The sequence below is a fragment of the Enterococcus innesii genome (assembly GCF_022846515.1).
In the GTDB taxonomy this organism is placed as follows: Bacteria; Bacillota; Bacilli; order Lactobacillales; family Enterococcaceae; genus Enterococcus_D; species Enterococcus_D innesii.
Genome location: NZ_AP025635.1, coordinates 830,511 through 846,243, shown reverse-complemented (window position 1 = coordinate 846,243; position 15,733 = coordinate 830,511). Strand labels below are relative to the sequence as shown.

Genomic DNA, 15,733 nt, shown 5'->3' with positions numbered 1-15,733 from the left:
GCCCCGTTAACAAGCGACAGTCTCCGAGTGTTTTCGGGTACTGAATGAGGTGAAGCCTGTGAAGGTTTTGCAGATTAAGGTGGTACCGCAGGTGATGCCCTTAGCTTTGGCTAAGGGCTTTTTTTGTGTCTGCACGGTCAGCTGTTTCAAGCGCAGGTTTTGTTGAAAAGGAGAAAGGTTGTTGGGAGGAGAGAAAAATGCACAAATTAGTGGTTCAAACCGATTTTGGTTTGCAAGATGGAGCGGTCAATGCGATGTACGGGGTAGCTTATCAAGTGGCACCGGAGCTGGTCATTGCTGATTTGACTCATGAGATCGAGCCATACAACATTCATGATGCCAGCTATCGTCTGTTACAAAGCGTCACCTATTGGCCAGCGGGAACGGTCTTTGTTTCAGTGGTGGATCCTGGCGTAGGATCTGATCGACGAAGCGTGGTTGCCAAGCTGGCGACCGGACAGTTGGTTTTGACGCCAGATAATGGCACCCTAACCTATTTAGCGACTTATATCGGAATCGCTGAACTACGGGTGATCAATGAGGCAACTGAGCGGTTGGCCGGATCAGCCGAAAGCCATACGTTTCATGGTCGGGATGTTTATATGTATAACGCCGCTCGGCTCGCTAGCGGCGCCATCAGTTTTGAAGAGCTAGGAACACCCGAACCTAAAGAAGCGATCCAAGTCTTTGCCATTGAAAAGCCAAGCCAAACAACAGAAACGATCACTGGTACGATCGATATTCTCGATATCCGCTTTGGTTCGTTGTGGACGAATATTCCCCACACGTTCTTTAAGCAATGGCAGGTCCAATACAATGAGCCGCTGCTCGTCAGTATCTACTACCAAGATACACTGCGTTATCAAGAAGAAGTGCGTTTCGGACGCTCCTTTGCGCAAGTGTCGGAAAATGAACCTGTCTTATACGTCAATTCCCTATTGAATATCGGTTTAGGGCTCAACTTGGCTTCATTTGCTGAAACCTATAAAATCGGGACTGGCACGAATTGGAAAATTACCCTCAAAAAAAGGAGAAATGAAAAATGAATCAATCAAAATTTACAGTAAAACACATTGTTGCAATCGGTATCGGTGCTGCGGTCTTTTTCGTCTTAAAACGTTTCGTCACGATTCCGACGGGTTTCCCAAATACAGATATCGCCACAGCCTATCCTTTCTTGGCGCTATTAGGCGTTGTCTACGGTCCGATCGTGGCTGGTTTAGCAGGCTTTATCGGTCATGCTCTAGGAGATTTAACGACTTATGGTCCATGGTGGTCTTGGATCGCCGCCTCTGGGATCTTAGGGGTGTTCTTTGGACTTTTTACTCGTTGGATTCCAATCCAGCAAGGAACCTTTGGGGTTAAAGAAATTCGGACCTTCTTGATCGGTGAAACGATCGCAAATTTGGTCGTCTGGGTGATCATTGCCCCGATCGGTGATATTTTGATCTATGGCGAACCAGCGAACAAAGTCTTTACGCAAGGAGTCATTGCGGGATTGACCAATGCAGTCGTAACTGGGATAATCGGAGTGATCCTGCTAAAAGCCTATGCCCAAACCAAAACCAAAAAAGGCAGCTTGAGCAAGGAATCCTAACCAAAGAAATGTGTGAAGGCTAAAAAATGAAACAAAAAATCATTCAATTTACGAATTTTTCTTTCCAATATGATGCACAAGCGGAACCCACCTTGAAAAACATCGATCTAACGATCTATGAAGGAGAAAAAGTCCTGATCGTCGGTGCCAGCGGTTCTGGCAAAAGTACATTAGGAAAATGTTTGAACGGTTTGATTCCGCAAAATGACAAAGGCAGTAGTACCGGAGCTTTGACGATCGGTACTAATGATTTTGGACAAGCTTCCATCTATGAGCTGTCTTTGACCGTCGGCACGGTGCTGCAAGACACCGATAGCCAATTTGTAGGTTTGACCGTAGCAGAAGATATCGTGTTTTCATTGGAAAACGATCAGCGTAGTCAAGCAGTGATGCAAGAGGCGCTGCGTTTTTGGGCTGAAAAGACCGACTTAATGGATCATTTGGCGAAAAAACCGCAGGAATTATCGGGTGGCCAAAAGCAGCGTGTTTCAATGGCAGGTGTTTTGATCGATGAAACACCGATTCTACTGTTTGATGAGCCGCTAGCCAACTTGGATCCGCAAACAGGTGTGGAAGCCATCAAAATGATCGACCAGCTGTATCAAGAGAAGCGTTTTACCACCATCATCATCGAACATCGCTTAGAAGAAGTGTTAGCCGCAGCTGTTGATCGCATCATCGTGATGGAAGAAGGCCGCATCCTTGCCGACAGTACACCGAATGAACTATTAAAAACGGACATGCTGCAGCAAGTCGGCATTCGTGAACCACTGTATTTAGCCGCCTTAAAAAAAGCGGGCGTTCCCGTGACCGACGCTGCTGATTTGGTCGCGGTAGAAGCATTTGCATCATCTGAGATTGCTGAAAAACTGACTCAGTTTCAAGAAAAATTTCCGAAACCGGCGCTTCCTAGCCACCAGCCGCCGTTGTTGGAAGCGAAGAATCTATCGTTTTCTTACCAAGTCGGTAAACCCATCTTGCAGGCACTGGATTTTACCATCCATCAAGGAGAAATGATTAGTTTGGTCGGGCATAATGGCGCAGGAAAATCAACCTTGTCCCATTTGATTACCGGCTTTTTGACACCGACTTCTGGCAAGTTGCTTTGGCAAGGAACAGACATGGGCAATGATTCCATCAAAGAACGAGCGCAAAAAATCGGGTATGTTTTGCAAAACAGCAATCAAATGCTGTCAAAAAACTTCCTGTTTGACGAAGTTGCCTTAGGCTTGCGCAACCGAAATGTCCCAGAGGCTGAAATCACAGAAAAAGTTCATCAGACCTTGAAAATTTGTGGTCTTTATCCGTTTCGCTCATGGCCATTGTCGGCACTAAGTCATGGGCAAAAACGCCGAGCCGCCATTGCAGCGATCCTCGTCTTAGATCCTGAACTCATTTTATTGGATGAGCCAACAGCAGGACAAGACTATCGCCATTACACCGAAATGATGCAATTCTTACAGGAGTTGAACCAGCGGGGATTAACGATCGTTATGATCACCCACGATATGCACCTGATGTTGGAGTATACACAGCGGACGATCGTTTTGACGCAAGGAACGATTTTGCTGGACGCACCGCCAGAAGTTGTTTTAGCAGACAAACAAGTGGTGAGTGCCGCGAACCTCAAAGAAACCAGCTTGTACACACTGGCGACCCTTAACCAGCTGACAGATCCCGCCGCTTTTACTGCCGCCTTTATTGCCAGCGAGAAGGAGGGACACGATGGAGAGTAATCTAATCGGCTATCTTGACCGCAAAACGTGGATCCACCAACTAAGCGGTGCCGCAAAACTGATTTGTTTTTTGCTGCTATCCGTCATCGGGATGATCTCTTATGATACGCGTTTTCTCATTGGACTGGCATTGTTTTCGGTCTTTCTATTTGCCAGTGCTGGAATTCGCTACCGAGATATCGCTTTTGTATTGAAATTTATCATCTTCTTTTCGCTTTTGAATTTGGTGGCGGTCTATCTTTTCGCACCAGAATATGGGGTGGAGATCTACGGTACGCGCCACGTGATTTTTGAAGGGATCGGTCGGTATACATTGACCCAAGAGCAAGTGTTTTATGAGCTGAATCTGTTGATCAAATATTTTGTCACGATTCCCCCAGGGTTGATTTTCCTGTTTACCACCAATCCAAGCGAGTTGGCGTCCAGTATCAACCGCATCGGGATTTCCTACAAGATCGCCTATGCAGTCGCACTGGCTTTGCGTTACATTCCCGATATTCAAGATGATTTTCGGACCATTGCCAAAGCGCAGCAAGCACGGGGCGTGGAGCTTTCTAAAAAAGCACCTTTGCGCAAGCGAGTGGCAGGCAATGTCGCGATCGCGATTCCTTTGATTTTTTCCAGCTTGGAACGGATCGACCATATTTCTGCTGCCATGGAGCTAAGAAGGTTTGGCAAGCACAAGCAGCGTACCTGGCTGAAAGCTAAGCCGATCCAAGGCAAAGATCTCTTGGCGATTGCTGTCGTTTGCTTGATCGTGGCGCTTGGATTGTCCTTGATGGTCCTTAATGGCGGACGTTTCTACAATCCATTTCGTTAACAAATCAACCCATGAAAACTTAAAAAACGGACGCATTGTCAATAATGAAAGTGGGACGGATGATTCAGAATTGATTCATCCGTCCCAGAAATGATCGAGCCAAAAAACGCAGGATAGTCAGTCAATTGACTTTAGCGAGTGCTACATTTGCTAAAGTCAGTTGCTGCTAGGTCTGCGTTTTTTTGCCGATAAAAAAAAGGAGCCCACCAGCGGGGACTGGCGGGATAGGAGTAAAAATGAAAAAGTGTTAGGGTTGTTTGTTGGTATGTATTAATAATAGCGGGAAAATGTGAAAAAAATAGGAAGAGAAAGCAATAGAAGTGTGTCAATCTGTTGATGATTTTCGTAAAACATTCCAGCGGAAGCCTTTTAGATCTTTGATTGACGGAAACACGAAATAAGGCTACACTGATGGCATCAAAGCAGTACAAGGAGGGGACAGGATGGATGCCATTACGATCAACGGACTAAGCAAACAATACAACAAGAAGTACGCCATCGAGAATGTATCGTTGCAAGTGGCAGAAGGAGAGATTTTTGGCTTTATCGGACCAAATGGTGCGGGAAAATCAACGACCATCAAAGTATTGTTGAATTTTATCAAACCAGATGCAGGACAGGCGGCGATTTTTGGACGAGATTGCCAACAAGCAGCCAAAGAGATCAAAACGTTTACTGGGTATGTTTCCAGTGATGTACGGTTTTATTCAAAAATGACGACAGCAGAACTACTGGCATTTACGGCGGATTTTCATCAAGTCAAGCAGCCAAAAAAAGAGATTCAGGAGTTGATGGAGCTTTTTCAAATTGATCCAAACAAATCGATCGCAGAACTTTCTTTAGGGAACAAGAAAAAAGTCGGGCTTGCGAGCGCCTTGATTGCACAACCGAGAATGTTGATTTTAGATGAACCGACCAATGGCTTAGATCCCTTGATCCAAAAACGGCTGTTTGAAGAGCTTCTCAGAAGAAACAAACAGGGGATGACGATTTTTCTATCCAGTCATGATCTGCATGAAATTCAGACCTATGCCCATCGGACCGCCTTTATTCGTGAAGGACAGATCATCACCGTGAAAGAACTGAGTGAGGAAGAAAATTTCGGCAAAGTTGTAACGCTCACGAATGAGGACAGCCTCTCATTAGCTGGCTTGAAAAATGTACAGGTTCTTGCTCAGGACTCACACACCGTGCGTTTTTTCTATCAAGGGGACATGAATCAGCTGGCACATTTTTTAACCAATCCTGCCATTAAAGAGTTCACGATCGAACACCCAACCCTTGAACAGCAATTTATGCTCCTGTATGAAGGAGGTTCTCAAAAATGACTTTAATGAAAATCGACCTTAAAAATACCTTCAAAGGCTGGCTGGTCTGGACGATCCTTTTTGCAGCAATCATTTTTGGATTTACGGCTATCTATCCTCAAATGATCACGCCAGAAATGAAAACGTCATTAGACCAGATGTTGGGCTCTTTCAGCCCAGAATTACTAGGCATCTTTAACATCCAACTGACAGGTCCTTCAAGCTTGGTTTCACCGACAGGCTTTTTCGGGTACTACTTTCAATACTTATTTATCGCCGCGTGTATTTATGGGATGCTTTTAGGCTTGAACAGCCTGATCACTGAAGAATCAGAAGGAACGATCGAGTATTTATATGCTCAGCCTATTAGCCGCAGAGAAATCGTTGGGTGGAAGTTCCTCGCCCGATTGTTGCTGCTGACTGGCTTTTGGCTGATTGCCTATGGCAGTAGTCTGGCCTCGTTTGCTCTATTCAAACTGCCTGAAGACGACCTGTCCGCTTTTATAGAAGAAATCAGCAAAATCTTCGTTGCCGAATACGGTGTCTTAGTTTTCTTCCTCTGTCTAGGTTTCTTTTTATCCACGATCTTGCGTTTCAGCAAACAAACCGCCAGCGTCGGCTTAGGCTGCGTGTTCGGTCTGTATTTGCTCGGCATCGTGGGGGAACTCTACGATAAATTGGAATGGCTGGCAGGACTTTCGCCTGTGCGGATGGCACTACCCGTCCAACTCATGGATAACGGCGCCACATCAGTCCTATGGGTACTGCTGATCGGTGTATTGTGTTTCTTTGGCACCTTTTACCGTTACGAGCGCAAAGACTTGCAGGTCTGAGTATATCAATCAAAAGACAAAAAAGAGCCTGTCAGCGGGGACTGACAGGCAAAGGAGTAAAAATGAAAAAGTGTTAGGGTTGTTTGTTGGTATGCTTATATAATAGTCTCGAAATGTGAAAAAAGTATGACGAAGCAGGCACGTTTTTGCGAAAAAATCATTGCGAAAGTTAAGAAAGCGTAAAGCGTCCCTTCACCAAAAGGCCTGAAGGGACAACAAGAACCTAAAAACACTCCGAAGCAGCAGGCGGTTCATGCTGCTTCGGAGTGTTTTTTTAGTTGAAGCTACTTGCTCAAATCAAGGCTATCGACATTGAAGGTGTCGCCATGTGCTAAGTCACCATAACGATAACCACGGTTAAACCAGTCCACGCGCTGCTGCGATGTGCCGTGCGTAAAACTATCTGGAACAACATAGCCTTGGTATTCTTTTTGCAGCGTATCATCCCCGATGGCATTGGCAGCCGTGATCGCTTCTTGAATGTCGCCAGCTTCTAAGATCGGTTGTCCTTGATAGGTTTCACCTTGTAGATACTTTGCAAAAGTACCAGCTAAGTAGTCAGCTTGCAGTTCCAAACGAACGCTGTACTGATTGTATTCCTTCTCTGAAACTTGCTGGCGGATTTTTTCCAATTGTTGGGTGATTCCCAGCTCATTTTGCACATGATGACCGACTTCATGGGCGATGACATAGGCCATTGCGAAGTCGCCGCTTGCGCCATATTTATCGGAAAGCTCATTGGCAAAGCTCAGATCAAGGTACACATTCTCATCTGCTGGGCAATAAAACGGACCAACCTGTGACGTGGCATAGCCGCATGCCGACTGCACACTTCCCGTAAATAATACGAGTGTCGGGTCTTGATAGGTTTCTTGCCGCTCTTGAAAAACGTCTTGCCAATAATCTTCTAAATAGCCGAACACGACTGCGGAAAATTCTTTTTCCTCCGTGTACTCACTGGTGCCCACATTTTCTGTCTGGTAATTGGCTGCTTGACCGCTGCCACCCAAGACATCCGGCAGCGAACTTAAATCACCACCGCTAAACAGGAAAAATAAAACAGCGATGATCACCGTACCGATCCCGCCACCAGCAGCCAACATCCCGCCTGAGCCAGATGATCGCCCCGTTCGATCATCGACATTTCTGCTTTGTCTACCCCCACGCCATTTCATGTTATCTCCTCCTATATAAATCCTAGCTTAATTATAAGAGAAAGGCGGCAGATTGTGAAAAAAAGCGCCTTGAAATTGTTATAAAATGCCTGCAGGAGCCTTGAAAATCAAAGTGTACACTCCTTTTAATCATTCTTTAATCTAACAATTAGCCTTCTAATTTGGTACAGTAGCAATAAAATAGATGTAGAGGGTGAGCGTATGAAAATGAATTATTCGGGGACATCGGAACGAAGGATTTTGATTTTTAAGCGGTTGATTGCTGGCGAGCACCTCAGCTATCAGCAGTTAGCAGAGGATTATTTCGTTTCCCGCAGCAGTATTGCCAAAGATATTTCTTATTTAAAAGAGCTGTTTCAAAAAGAAAGCTTACGTCTGAGATTTGATAATTCAGGTACATTTTTTGAAGCAAGTGAATCCCAGATCCATCGGGTGCTCAAACGCTTTTGCTTAATGATGCTGGATCAACCAGCGGCGTTTTCCTTGTTGGTGGAACCTGCGAAATACCAGGAAGTAAATCAGGCCTTTCGTCGAGCGTTAATGGAAAAACAAGTGGAAATGCCCGACAGCTATATCCAAAGTATTGTCCTTTCCATCGTGCTGCTGATCGAACGGGCGAGTCATGCGGAAAACTTAGTGATTGAAGAAAATCGCCAAGTGGGGAAGCTGTTTTTGGAGTTCGACAAATATCCGTTAGTCTATGAGCTACTGAAAGAAATCGAAGAACAGCACATTTATCAATTTTCACCAAAAGAAGTGCAATATCTAACCTACCTGATCGTCGGTAGCGGCTTGAAATTTTTTATGAAAAGTGAAAAAGTTCCTTTCGTCTTTCGGGGAAAAGTGCGCAACTTGATTCAAAAAATCAGCGAAGGCTTAGGCACCGACTTGACCCAAGACAATCGATTGGAAGAAGATGTGACGATCCATCTGTATCAACTACTGCTGCGGATCGAAGCGCAAACCACAGTCATCAACCCTTTGTTAGAGGAAATCAAACAAAACTATCCTGCCTTGTATGGCGTGGTCTGGTTCTCGCTTCATGATTTCTTGAAAGCGTATCAAGTGGGGATCTCTGATGATGAGATCGGATTTGTCACGATCCATTTTCAAGCAGCAATCGAGCGAATGCGCCGCATGAACAAAATCATTTTTGTCTGTCCCAATGGCGTCGGCACTAGCTCATTTGTCTCTGCGAAAATTCGTCGCATTCTACCTGAGATCGACAGTATCGAAACCGTTTCAGTAGAAAAATTAAAGCAGATGGACATTTCGGCAATCGATTTTATTATTTCAACCATCGATCTCGTAGGGATTCAAAAACCTGTGGTACGGATCTCGCCTATGGTGACCAATCGCGACATGAAGCGGATCATGAATCACTACATCGATTTAGTCATCGATAATGAGGCGGTGGTCGATCAAAATGGTTTGCTTCTTCAAGCCCAATCGATGATCCAGCCAACCGTCTTTTTCGAGCGATTTGCCAGCAAAACAGAAGCCATCAATTTTCTGATCGAACAAACCCCTTTTAGTGATGAAAAACGAAAAGCGCAGTTTCAGCAATCCGTCATTGAAAGAGAGCAGCTACAATCAACCTATTTAGATAATGGCTTTGCCATCCCTCATGGCAATCCGAATTATGTCGAAAAAACAGCGATCTCAATCCTACTTTTGGATCAGCCAGTAGAATGGGGCAACCAAAAAGCCGACATCATTATTTTATTGATGATCCGAGAGGATGAGACGCAAAAGGTGGAACCAATGATGAAATTGATCATGCAAGGAATCGAAAACAAAGAATGGTTCCTATCAAAAATGTTGGAGGTTAAATCAGAATGAAAGTGAAGGATTATTTGCCTGAAAAGCATATACAAACGGATGAGACAGTGGCAGATTGGCGCTCAGCCGTAAAATTAGCTAGCCAGCCCTTGCTGGATGAAGCGCTGATCACGTCAGAATACATCGAAGCGATGATTCAAAGCGTGGAAGAAAATGGTCCTTACATGGTGTTGGCGGATTACTTTGCGCTGATGCATGCCCGTCCTGGAGAAGGGGTTTTGGAGCAAAGTATGAGCCTTTTAGTAACGAAACAGCCCATCGATCTTGAGGGGAAACCGGTGCGGATATTTCTTGTCTTAGCCGCCGCAGATAGTGAAAGCCATCTAGAAAGCTTGAAAGAGATCATGGCGATCTTTATGGATGAAGAAAAATACAACGTGATATTAAACGGCGATCGGGAACAAATTTGTCAATTATTCCAATAGGAGGAAAAGGATATGAAAATTTTAGCAGTATGTGGATTTGGTGTAGGAAGCTCAATGGTATTGAAGATGACGATCGATAAGGTGATCAAAGAGTTAGGGTTGACGGCAACTGCCGAGAATACTGATTTATCAACAGCAAAAGCGACACCAGCAGATGTTTATTTTACGAGTAATGAATTATTGAATGAGTTAAAAGCATCCGTTAAAGCACCCGTTTATCCAATCAAAAAGTATATGGATAAAGAAGAAGTCAAACAGCAAATGGAAAAATTTTTAGCTGAAAGAGAGGGATAAGCATGAATTTTGTTACGGATTATATTTTAAAAAATCCGCCAGTCCTACTGGGGATCATTGCCATGATTGGGTTATTGGTACAAAGAAAACCTTTTGCAGAAGTCGTCAAAGGAACCTTAACAGCTTCCTTCGGGATGGTGGCATTGACGGCTGGGGTAAATATGTTGGTGGGAACGATCGCACCGATCAATGCTGCGGTTCAAACCCAATTAGGCGTTGCTGTGTCAGATGGACTCTCTGACATCACCTTTACGGCAGAATACGGCGGAACAGTTGGTTTAGCGATGTTTTTCGGACTTGTCATTCATTTATTGATTGCTCGCTTTACACCTGTGAAGACGATTTTCCTCACCGGCCACATGTTGTGGTGGTTCCCATTCGTCATCGTCGCTGGGGGCGTTGAAGGCGGACTTACCGGAATCCCACTGTTGATCTTAGGGGCGGTTCTATCGGCTTGTTACTGGTCATTCATGCCATGGATCATGCGGAAATATGTATGGGATGCCACTGGGGATGATTCATTTTTGATCGGTCATCCAACGGGGATCTTGTCATTGGTTTCAGGCTTTGTTGCAAAACGGGTCGGAAACAAAGAAAAATCGACGGAAGATTTGAAAGTGCCTGAAAATCTCTCGTTTTTCCGTGAAATATCGATTACTGGCGCATTAGTGATGTTTTTGATGAATATCGTTATCGGTCTGATTGCGCCCGTATTAGTTCCTGAAGGGGGCAACTTGGTGATGTTTGCGGTTGATGCTGGCTTGAACTTCGGTGCAGGACTATTGATCATGTTGTATGGGGTACGTCTATTGATCAACCAAATCATTCCCGCCTTTCAAGGGATCGCAGAAAAAGTCGTTCCAGGAGCAAAACCAGCTTTTGATGTGCCAATCTTGTTCAACTATCGTCCAAATGCTGTAATCATCGGCTTTATCGTGGCGATGATCACCTCAACGATTTTAGTGGTGATTGCCAATACGACCAACGTCTTTGGCATTTTGATCGTTCCTTTAGTCATCACCAGCTTCTTTGAATGTGGCGGTGCTGCGGTGATCGGCGAAGGACAAGGGGGCTTGCGAGGGGCCATTATTGGTACGATCACAGCTTCTGTCGTTATGGTAGCACTCGTTGGGATCTCTGCAGCGTTGTTCTCAACGACGATTCAAAACTGGATCTTGATTTTCGGTGGGAACGATTTATCTCTATGGGGCATCCTTGGTGAATTGATCGGCAAGCTGTTTGGAGGGTTTTAAATGTTTCAATACTTTGAAAAAGCAAAAGAACTATTGTCTATTGTAGAAGAAAAAGAAGCACCAGCGATTGAGCAAGCCATTGAATTGTTGACGAAAGCCAACTTGACCAAAAAAGCCATCTACATTTTTGGCGCAAGTCACGCTGGGATCTTAGCCGAAGAGATGTATTATCGAGCAGGTGGCATGATGACCATCAACGCGATCTTTGGAAGAGAACTGATGCTTGATCGCAGCCCAATCACCTTCACTAGTAAAATGGAGCGCTTAGAAGGCTACGGTAGGGCCTTGGCGGCGACCCAGCCCTTTACAGCAGGCGATGTGCTGATCTTGCATTCAGTGTCTGGGCGAAACCCAGTTATCATTGATATGGCGCTTCATGCTAAAGAAAAAGGGGTCAAGATCATCGCATTAACGAACCTTACCTATTCGAAAACAGTCAGCAGCCGTCATACATCAGGCTTGCGTTTGTTTGAAACGGCGGATATCGTCATCGACAATCATGGGGAGATTGGCGATGCTGCGTGTACGATTCCTGACGTGGAACAAAAAGTCGGGCCTACATCCACCGTAGTCGGCGCAACGATTTTAAATGCGATCATCGTTGAAGTTTGCCAAAAACTAAAAGAAGCTGGCGTCGACTATCCGCCGATTTTTTACTCAGCGAACCTAGACGGCGGGGATGAATTGAACCAGTCCCTGTTTGAAAAGTACCAAGAAGCGATCCATTATCAGCTGTAAGTAGGGAAGCAAATTCGTTTATTATTGATATTAAAACATCATCTGTTACTCCGTTGATCAAGGAGCAGCAGATGATGTTTTTTAGGTATCATTGTTTATTCAAATTCTTCATACTCATTTGGATCTTGACCATCAATACGGCCGTCTTCCTTGTTTAACTGATTGATTTGATTGATTTCATCTTCAGTCAGTTCAAAGTCGAAGATTGCAAGATTTTCTCGTTGATGGGCGAGGTTTCTTGATTTTGGAAGGGGCAAAATGCCACGATCCACATGCCAGCGCAAGATGATTTGACCAGCTGACTTTTGGTATTTCTCAGCTAATTCAGTGATCAGTGGTTCTTTCAGGGCATCGCTGCCACGACCTAATGGGCTCCAAGCTTCCGTTACGATGCCGCGTTTTTTGTTTTCTGCGACCATTCGTTCTTGAACCCAGTAAGGATGGATCTCAATTTGATTTAGCGCAGGGGTCACACCAGTTGCTTCAATGATGGCATCCAAATGTTCTGGTTCAAAATTGGAAACGCCGATGGAACGGATCAAGCCTAATTTTTGGGCGGTCACTAAGGCTTGCCAAGCTTCGACATATTTGCCGCGTTTTGGTAATGGCCAGTGGATCAAAAAGGCATCGAAGTAGTCGAGTCCCATGCGAGCAAGGGATTCTTGAATGCTGGTTAGGGCATCATCGTAGCCATGGTATTTTCCCGGTAATTTTGAGGTGATATAAAATTCTGAACGTGGGATACCAGAGCGACGGATCGCTTTGCCGACAATGCCTTCATTGTCATAATTGGTTGAAGAATCGATCAATCGATACCCGTCAGCGATCGCTGCTTGCAGCTGGCTCAACCCTTCGCCACCGCGGATCTGATAGGTACCGATGCCCACGGCGGGGCGTAAATTGCCGTCGTTTAATGTCAGTAAAGGTGCTTTCATAAAATGATTCCTCCTTTTCTTTACATTCTACTCTAACGCTTTTTTGACAGGAACGTAACCAACTTGCTCAAACAGACAAAGAAAAAAGAGCAACGGTTTCTGTTTCAGAAACAATTGCTCTTTTTGATCAAATTATTTTTCAGGCGGTGTGCCATACATTTTTGGTGTGACTTGATCGAGTTTTGGCGCTTTTCCTTCGACTTTTGGTTCGTCTAGCCATTGGTATTCGCCTTCACCGTCAAGGGCTTTGCCTTTCGCCCAAGAGCCTTCTTTGCTTTGGTCGCCTTCTGAGAAGTTATAGAAATCATAAGCGATATCTAAGCGTTCGTTTTTGCGGTCAAAGGTACTTGGCACTAAAATTGAGCCTTCGTTTTCTTCCAATTCTTTCACGGCAGCTGCCCAGAGATTTTGGTGGTAGCTATCACGCGCTAATAAGACCGAAAGTAAGTCTTTGACCCCACGGTCATCGATCATTTCATAGATGCGTGCTACTTGCAGACGACCTTGTGATTCCGCATTTAAGTTGGCACGGAAATCAGCAAGCAAGTTGCCACTAGCAATGATATACGCACCTGACCATGGATTGCCGACGCTATCAGCAGGACGTGGTCCTAAGCCGGCAACGATGGCATGTTGCGGATTCATTCCAGAAATGATCGCACCGATCGTTGGGTCTTTTTTCATGGCGGATTCCTGATCTTCCACAGGTGCACCTTCCAACAGACGTGCAACCATCGTTGCTAACATTTCAACGTGTCCAAGCTCTTCAGTAGCGATATCCATTAACATGTCTTTGTATTTTTCTTCCCCACGGCAGCTCCATCCTTGGAATAAGTATTGCATGGCAACACTCATTTCTCCATATTGTCCACCGATTAATTCTTGAAGGTATTTCGCAACTAACGGATTTGGTTTTTCTGGTTTAGCTTCAAACTGTAGTTCTTTTTGATGACGAAACATACTATTCCTCCTAAAATTTTTTATTGGGCCCATAAAAAGTTTCTCATGAATCGAAAGGTTCGTCTAATAAAACGCACTTTGTCTAAAATGGAAAAGCACTGAAAAGAAAAGCCATTTACTTTGACAAAAAGCGTGAAGCGTTAGATAGTTAAATTAAGAGAGAATTAGAAAAGGAGCGAGTCACCATGTTTCAGTATTACAAAATGGAAGACCGAAAAATCAGGGAATCTTCGGAGGAGGATTACAATTGGCTGGTGGTTTCTGGGACAGATCCAGAGGAACAACGCCACTTGTTGGAGCGTTATCAGCTACCTGAAGATATTTTTATTGGCGCCAATGAACCGGAAGAAGTCTCACGTTTGGAATACTTACGTAACACTAAGTTAAATCATCCGATTCTTTATACCTTGATCGATTTGTCAGAAGTGACACAAGACCGCATCGAAGATCGTTTAGAACCGGTGACTTTTATTTATACCAAAGATCTTTTGATCACATATGTCTCTCATCAATCTACACTCATCAAACGCCTGATTGAAAAGCATGAACAAGACATTCAACGGTATGAAGATATCGTTGCTTATTCGACGTTGATGATCTACACCCATTACATCAAAGGTCTGCAGGAAATGAAGAAACAGATCGATGATTTGGATCAAGCAGCCCGTAAAACGACGGAAAACAAGGAATTGTTCAATTTAGCCGATACTGAACGAGATATGGTCTATCTTGATCACACTTTGCGGGACCAAAATCATACTGTCGATCGTTTGATGGATCGCAAAGAATTTTTGGATCGTTTGGATAATGAAGCACTTGTTTATGACATCAAGCTACGGCAGAAATTTGCCATGAAAATGGTCACCATCTATCGCGACTTGTTAGAAACTATCGGTGGCTTGTTCTCCGATATGATGGACAACAATCTAAACCATCTGATGAAATACTTAGATTCTGCGGCATTAGTGGTGGCTGTGCCATCCTTGATTGCGGGGCTATGGGGGATCAACACCGGGGGACTGCCAGGAAAAGACAATGCGATCGGTACGATCGTCGTCTTCGGTTTAGCTATTTTAGTCGGCATTTTAACCGCCGTCTACTTGTCACGAAAAGACTTTTCAAAATAAAAAGCGTCGCTGCTCTGTGACACCGTTCATCCATAAAAGGAGAAAGGTGCGACGAAGCAGTCGGCACTTTTTTTCTTTTAGCCCGCTATCTAAATTGCTGTCGAGAATCCAGCGCTGAAAGGCGAGGAAGACCAGCAGCAAAGGCAAAATGGAAATTACTGAGGCAGCGATCAAAATCGTCCAATTGATATTTTCCGCCCCCACCAAGCTACGGATCGCCACTTGCAAGGTATATTTTTTTGGATCATTCAAGACGAGCAAGGGCCAGATATAATCCTTCCACCGCCACTGGAAGGAAAAGATCCCCAGTGTCATAATGATTGGTCGGGCAATCGGCAGCATGGTGATGGCGATAATAGATGAAGAAAAAAATGGCATCGTATTTTGTAAACGCATAGCTGCAGGCGGCACTGACTAGGATCGTCAATAAATCCACGTAAAGCAAATCAGGAACTTTTACAGTCACACTGGTTTCTTTTATGTATTTTCCCACCATTTTAAAATAAGTCCCGCCTTCGCTGGGAGCTCTGGAAGCAAACATGGGAATCTGCGAAGACATTACCAATCTACAACGATCGAAACGTGCCTTAATGAAAAATAGCTGAAGTACTGAAAAGATAGCCGCCCAAAAAGAACTGAGGAGTGAAAAGTGCCAATTATCTGACAAAATAAGAGTAGTTCTCCCTAAGTT

General features: G+C 44.5%; 16 protein-coding genes and 1 other annotated feature (1 of these 17 running past the window's edge). Of the genes, 12 read left to right on the top strand and 4 right to left on the bottom strand.

Going from position 1 to position 15,733, the window contains the following annotated elements; translation table 11 throughout:
- Window positions 1-105, top strand: a binding site (T-box leader); it begins 135 nt to the left of the window's first position.
- A gap of 92 nt (window positions 106-197) precedes the next feature.
- From ENLAB_RS03935 to ENLAB_RS03910, 6 genes are all read left to right on the top strand, one after another.
- Window positions 198-1,046 (top strand): SAM hydrolase/SAM-dependent halogenase family protein, encoded by an 849-nt coding sequence (locus ENLAB_RS03935; RefSeq protein WP_220426871.1) that lies wholly within the window; start codon window positions 198-200, stop codon window positions 1,044-1,046.
- Window positions 1,043-1,597, top strand: a complete 555-nt coding sequence (locus ENLAB_RS03930) for an ECF-type riboflavin transporter substrate-binding protein (protein ID WP_244352726.1) — start codon at window positions 1,043-1,045, stop codon at window positions 1,595-1,597. Before ENLAB_RS03935 ends, ENLAB_RS03930 begins: the two co-directional genes overlap by 4 nt.
- 26 nt (window positions 1,598-1,623) lie before the next feature.
- A complete protein-coding gene (locus ENLAB_RS03925; protein ID WP_244352724.1) occupies window positions 1,624-3,333 on the top strand; it encodes an ABC transporter ATP-binding protein in 1,710 nt (569 codons plus the stop codon).
- Entirely contained in the window at window positions 3,323-4,153 is an 831-nt protein-coding gene (locus ENLAB_RS03920) for an energy-coupling factor transporter transmembrane component T family protein (RefSeq protein WP_005225404.1), read from the top strand. The genes ENLAB_RS03925 and ENLAB_RS03920 overlap by 11 nt, the downstream gene beginning before the upstream one ends.
- A gap of 443 nt (window positions 4,154-4,596) precedes the next feature.
- Window positions 4,597-5,481 carry an ABC transporter ATP-binding protein gene (locus ENLAB_RS03915; RefSeq protein ID WP_244352722.1) on the top strand — a complete coding sequence of 295 codons (885 nt, stop codon included), beginning with the start codon at window positions 4,597-4,599 and terminating at the stop codon, window positions 5,479-5,481.
- The gene (locus ENLAB_RS03910; protein ID WP_244352720.1) at window positions 5,478-6,293 is read left to right on the top strand and encodes a DUF2705 family protein; all 816 of its coding nucleotides are present in this window, start codon (window positions 5,478-5,480) and stop codon (window positions 6,291-6,293) included. The genes ENLAB_RS03915 and ENLAB_RS03910 overlap by 4 nt, the downstream gene beginning before the upstream one ends.
- Window positions 6,294-6,577: 284 nt before the next feature.
- Here ENLAB_RS03910 and ypfJ read toward each other — a convergent pair whose 3' ends face one another.
- Window positions 6,578-7,468 carry a KPN_02809 family neutral zinc metallopeptidase gene (gene ypfJ, locus ENLAB_RS03905; RefSeq protein WP_081117419.1) on the bottom strand — a complete coding sequence of 297 codons (891 nt, stop codon included), beginning with the start codon at window positions 7,466-7,468 and terminating at the stop codon, window positions 6,578-6,580.
- 201 nt (window positions 7,469-7,669) lie between these two features.
- Between ypfJ and ENLAB_RS03900 the strand changes: the two genes are divergently transcribed.
- The 5 genes from ENLAB_RS03900 to ENLAB_RS03880 are packed head-to-tail and all read left to right on the top strand — an operon-like array spanning window position 7,670 to window position 12,020.
- Window positions 7,670-9,310 carry a BglG family transcription antiterminator gene (locus ENLAB_RS03900; RefSeq protein ID WP_244352719.1) on the top strand — a complete coding sequence of 547 codons (1,641 nt, stop codon included), beginning with the start codon at window positions 7,670-7,672 and terminating at the stop codon, window positions 9,308-9,310.
- Window positions 9,307-9,735, top strand: coding sequence for a PTS sugar transporter subunit IIA (locus ENLAB_RS03895; protein WP_081117417.1), 429 nt, complete (start codon window positions 9,307-9,309; stop codon window positions 9,733-9,735). Before ENLAB_RS03900 ends, ENLAB_RS03895 begins: the two co-directional genes overlap by 4 nt.
- A gap of 12 nt (window positions 9,736-9,747) precedes the next feature.
- Entirely contained in the window at window positions 9,748-10,029 is a 282-nt protein-coding gene (locus ENLAB_RS03890) for a PTS sugar transporter subunit IIB (RefSeq protein WP_005225413.1), read from the top strand.
- 2 nt (window positions 10,030-10,031) lie between these two features.
- On the top strand, window positions 10,032-11,282 hold the full coding sequence (gene ulaA / locus ENLAB_RS03885; RefSeq protein WP_015509221.1) for a PTS ascorbate transporter subunit IIC: 1,251 nt from the start codon (window positions 10,032-10,034) through the stop codon (window positions 11,280-11,282).
- Window positions 11,283-12,020: an SIS domain-containing protein gene (locus tag ENLAB_RS03880; protein ID WP_086291968.1), complete on the top strand. Its 738-nt coding sequence runs from the start codon at window positions 11,283-11,285 to the stop codon at window positions 12,018-12,020. It abuts the gene before it with no gap.
- A gap of 95 nt (window positions 12,021-12,115) precedes the next feature.
- On the opposite strand, the gene ENLAB_RS03875 is transcribed toward ENLAB_RS03880, so the two are convergent.
- Together ENLAB_RS03875 and ENLAB_RS03870 are read right to left on the bottom strand one after the other, a co-directional pair.
- A complete protein-coding gene (locus ENLAB_RS03875; RefSeq protein WP_077452825.1) occupies window positions 12,116-12,955 on the bottom strand; it encodes an aldo/keto reductase in 840 nt (279 codons plus the stop codon).
- A 132-nt stretch (window positions 12,956-13,087) separates the two neighbouring features.
- Window positions 13,088-13,915 (bottom strand): manganese catalase, encoded by an 828-nt coding sequence (locus tag ENLAB_RS03870; RefSeq protein WP_244352718.1) that lies wholly within the window; start codon window positions 13,913-13,915, stop codon window positions 13,088-13,090.
- Between the two features lie 185 nt (window positions 13,916-14,100).
- On the opposite strand from ENLAB_RS03870, the gene ENLAB_RS03865 reads away from it, so the two are divergent.
- Entirely contained in the window at window positions 14,101-15,042 is a 942-nt protein-coding gene (locus ENLAB_RS03865; RefSeq protein WP_244352717.1) for a magnesium transporter CorA family protein, read from the top strand.
- On the opposite strand, the gene ENLAB_RS03860 is transcribed toward ENLAB_RS03865, so the two are convergent.
- A complete protein-coding gene (locus tag ENLAB_RS03860) occupies window positions 15,034-15,453 on the bottom strand; it encodes an ABC transporter permease family protein (RefSeq protein ID WP_244352716.1) in 420 nt (139 codons plus the stop codon). The genes ENLAB_RS03865 and ENLAB_RS03860 overlap by 9 nt on opposite strands.
- Between the last annotated feature and the right edge of the window lie 280 nt (window positions 15,454-15,733).

Coding starts and splice junctions, on each gene's coding strand:
- ENLAB_RS03880 (WP_086291968.1), top strand. CDS start 11,283: ATGTTTCAATACTTTGAAAAAGCAAAAGAACTATTGTCTATTGTAGAA.
- ENLAB_RS03870 (WP_244352718.1), bottom strand. CDS start 13,915: ATGTTTCGTCATCAAAAAGAACTACAGTTTGAAGCTAAACCAGAAAAA.
- ENLAB_RS03900 (WP_244352719.1), top strand. CDS start 7,670: ATGAAAATGAATTATTCGGGGACATCGGAACGAAGGATTTTGATTTTT.
- ENLAB_RS03875 (WP_077452825.1), bottom strand. CDS start 12,955: ATGAAAGCACCTTTACTGACATTAAACGACGGCAATTTACGCCCCGCC.
- ypfJ (WP_081117419.1), bottom strand. CDS start 7,468: ATGAAATGGCGTGGGGGTAGACAAAGCAGAAATGTCGATGATCGAACG.
- ENLAB_RS03910 (WP_244352720.1), top strand. CDS start 5,478: ATGACTTTAATGAAAATCGACCTTAAAAATACCTTCAAAGGCTGGCTG.
- ENLAB_RS03925 (WP_244352724.1), top strand. CDS start 1,624: ATGAAACAAAAAATCATTCAATTTACGAATTTTTCTTTCCAATATGAT.
- ENLAB_RS03865 (WP_244352717.1), top strand. CDS start 14,101: ATGTTTCAGTATTACAAAATGGAAGACCGAAAAATCAGGGAATCTTCG.
- ENLAB_RS03915 (WP_244352722.1), top strand. CDS start 4,597: ATGGATGCCATTACGATCAACGGACTAAGCAAACAATACAACAAGAAG.
- ENLAB_RS03935 (WP_220426871.1), top strand. CDS start 198: ATGCACAAATTAGTGGTTCAAACCGATTTTGGTTTGCAAGATGGAGCG.
- ENLAB_RS03890 (WP_005225413.1), top strand. CDS start 9,748: ATGAAAATTTTAGCAGTATGTGGATTTGGTGTAGGAAGCTCAATGGTA.
- ENLAB_RS03930 (WP_244352726.1), top strand. CDS start 1,043: ATGAATCAATCAAAATTTACAGTAAAACACATTGTTGCAATCGGTATC.
- ENLAB_RS03920 (WP_005225404.1), top strand. CDS start 3,323: ATGGAGAGTAATCTAATCGGCTATCTTGACCGCAAAACGTGGATCCAC.
- ENLAB_RS03895 (WP_081117417.1), top strand. CDS start 9,307: ATGAAAGTGAAGGATTATTTGCCTGAAAAGCATATACAAACGGATGAG.
- ulaA (WP_015509221.1), top strand. CDS start 10,032: ATGAATTTTGTTACGGATTATATTTTAAAAAATCCGCCAGTCCTACTG.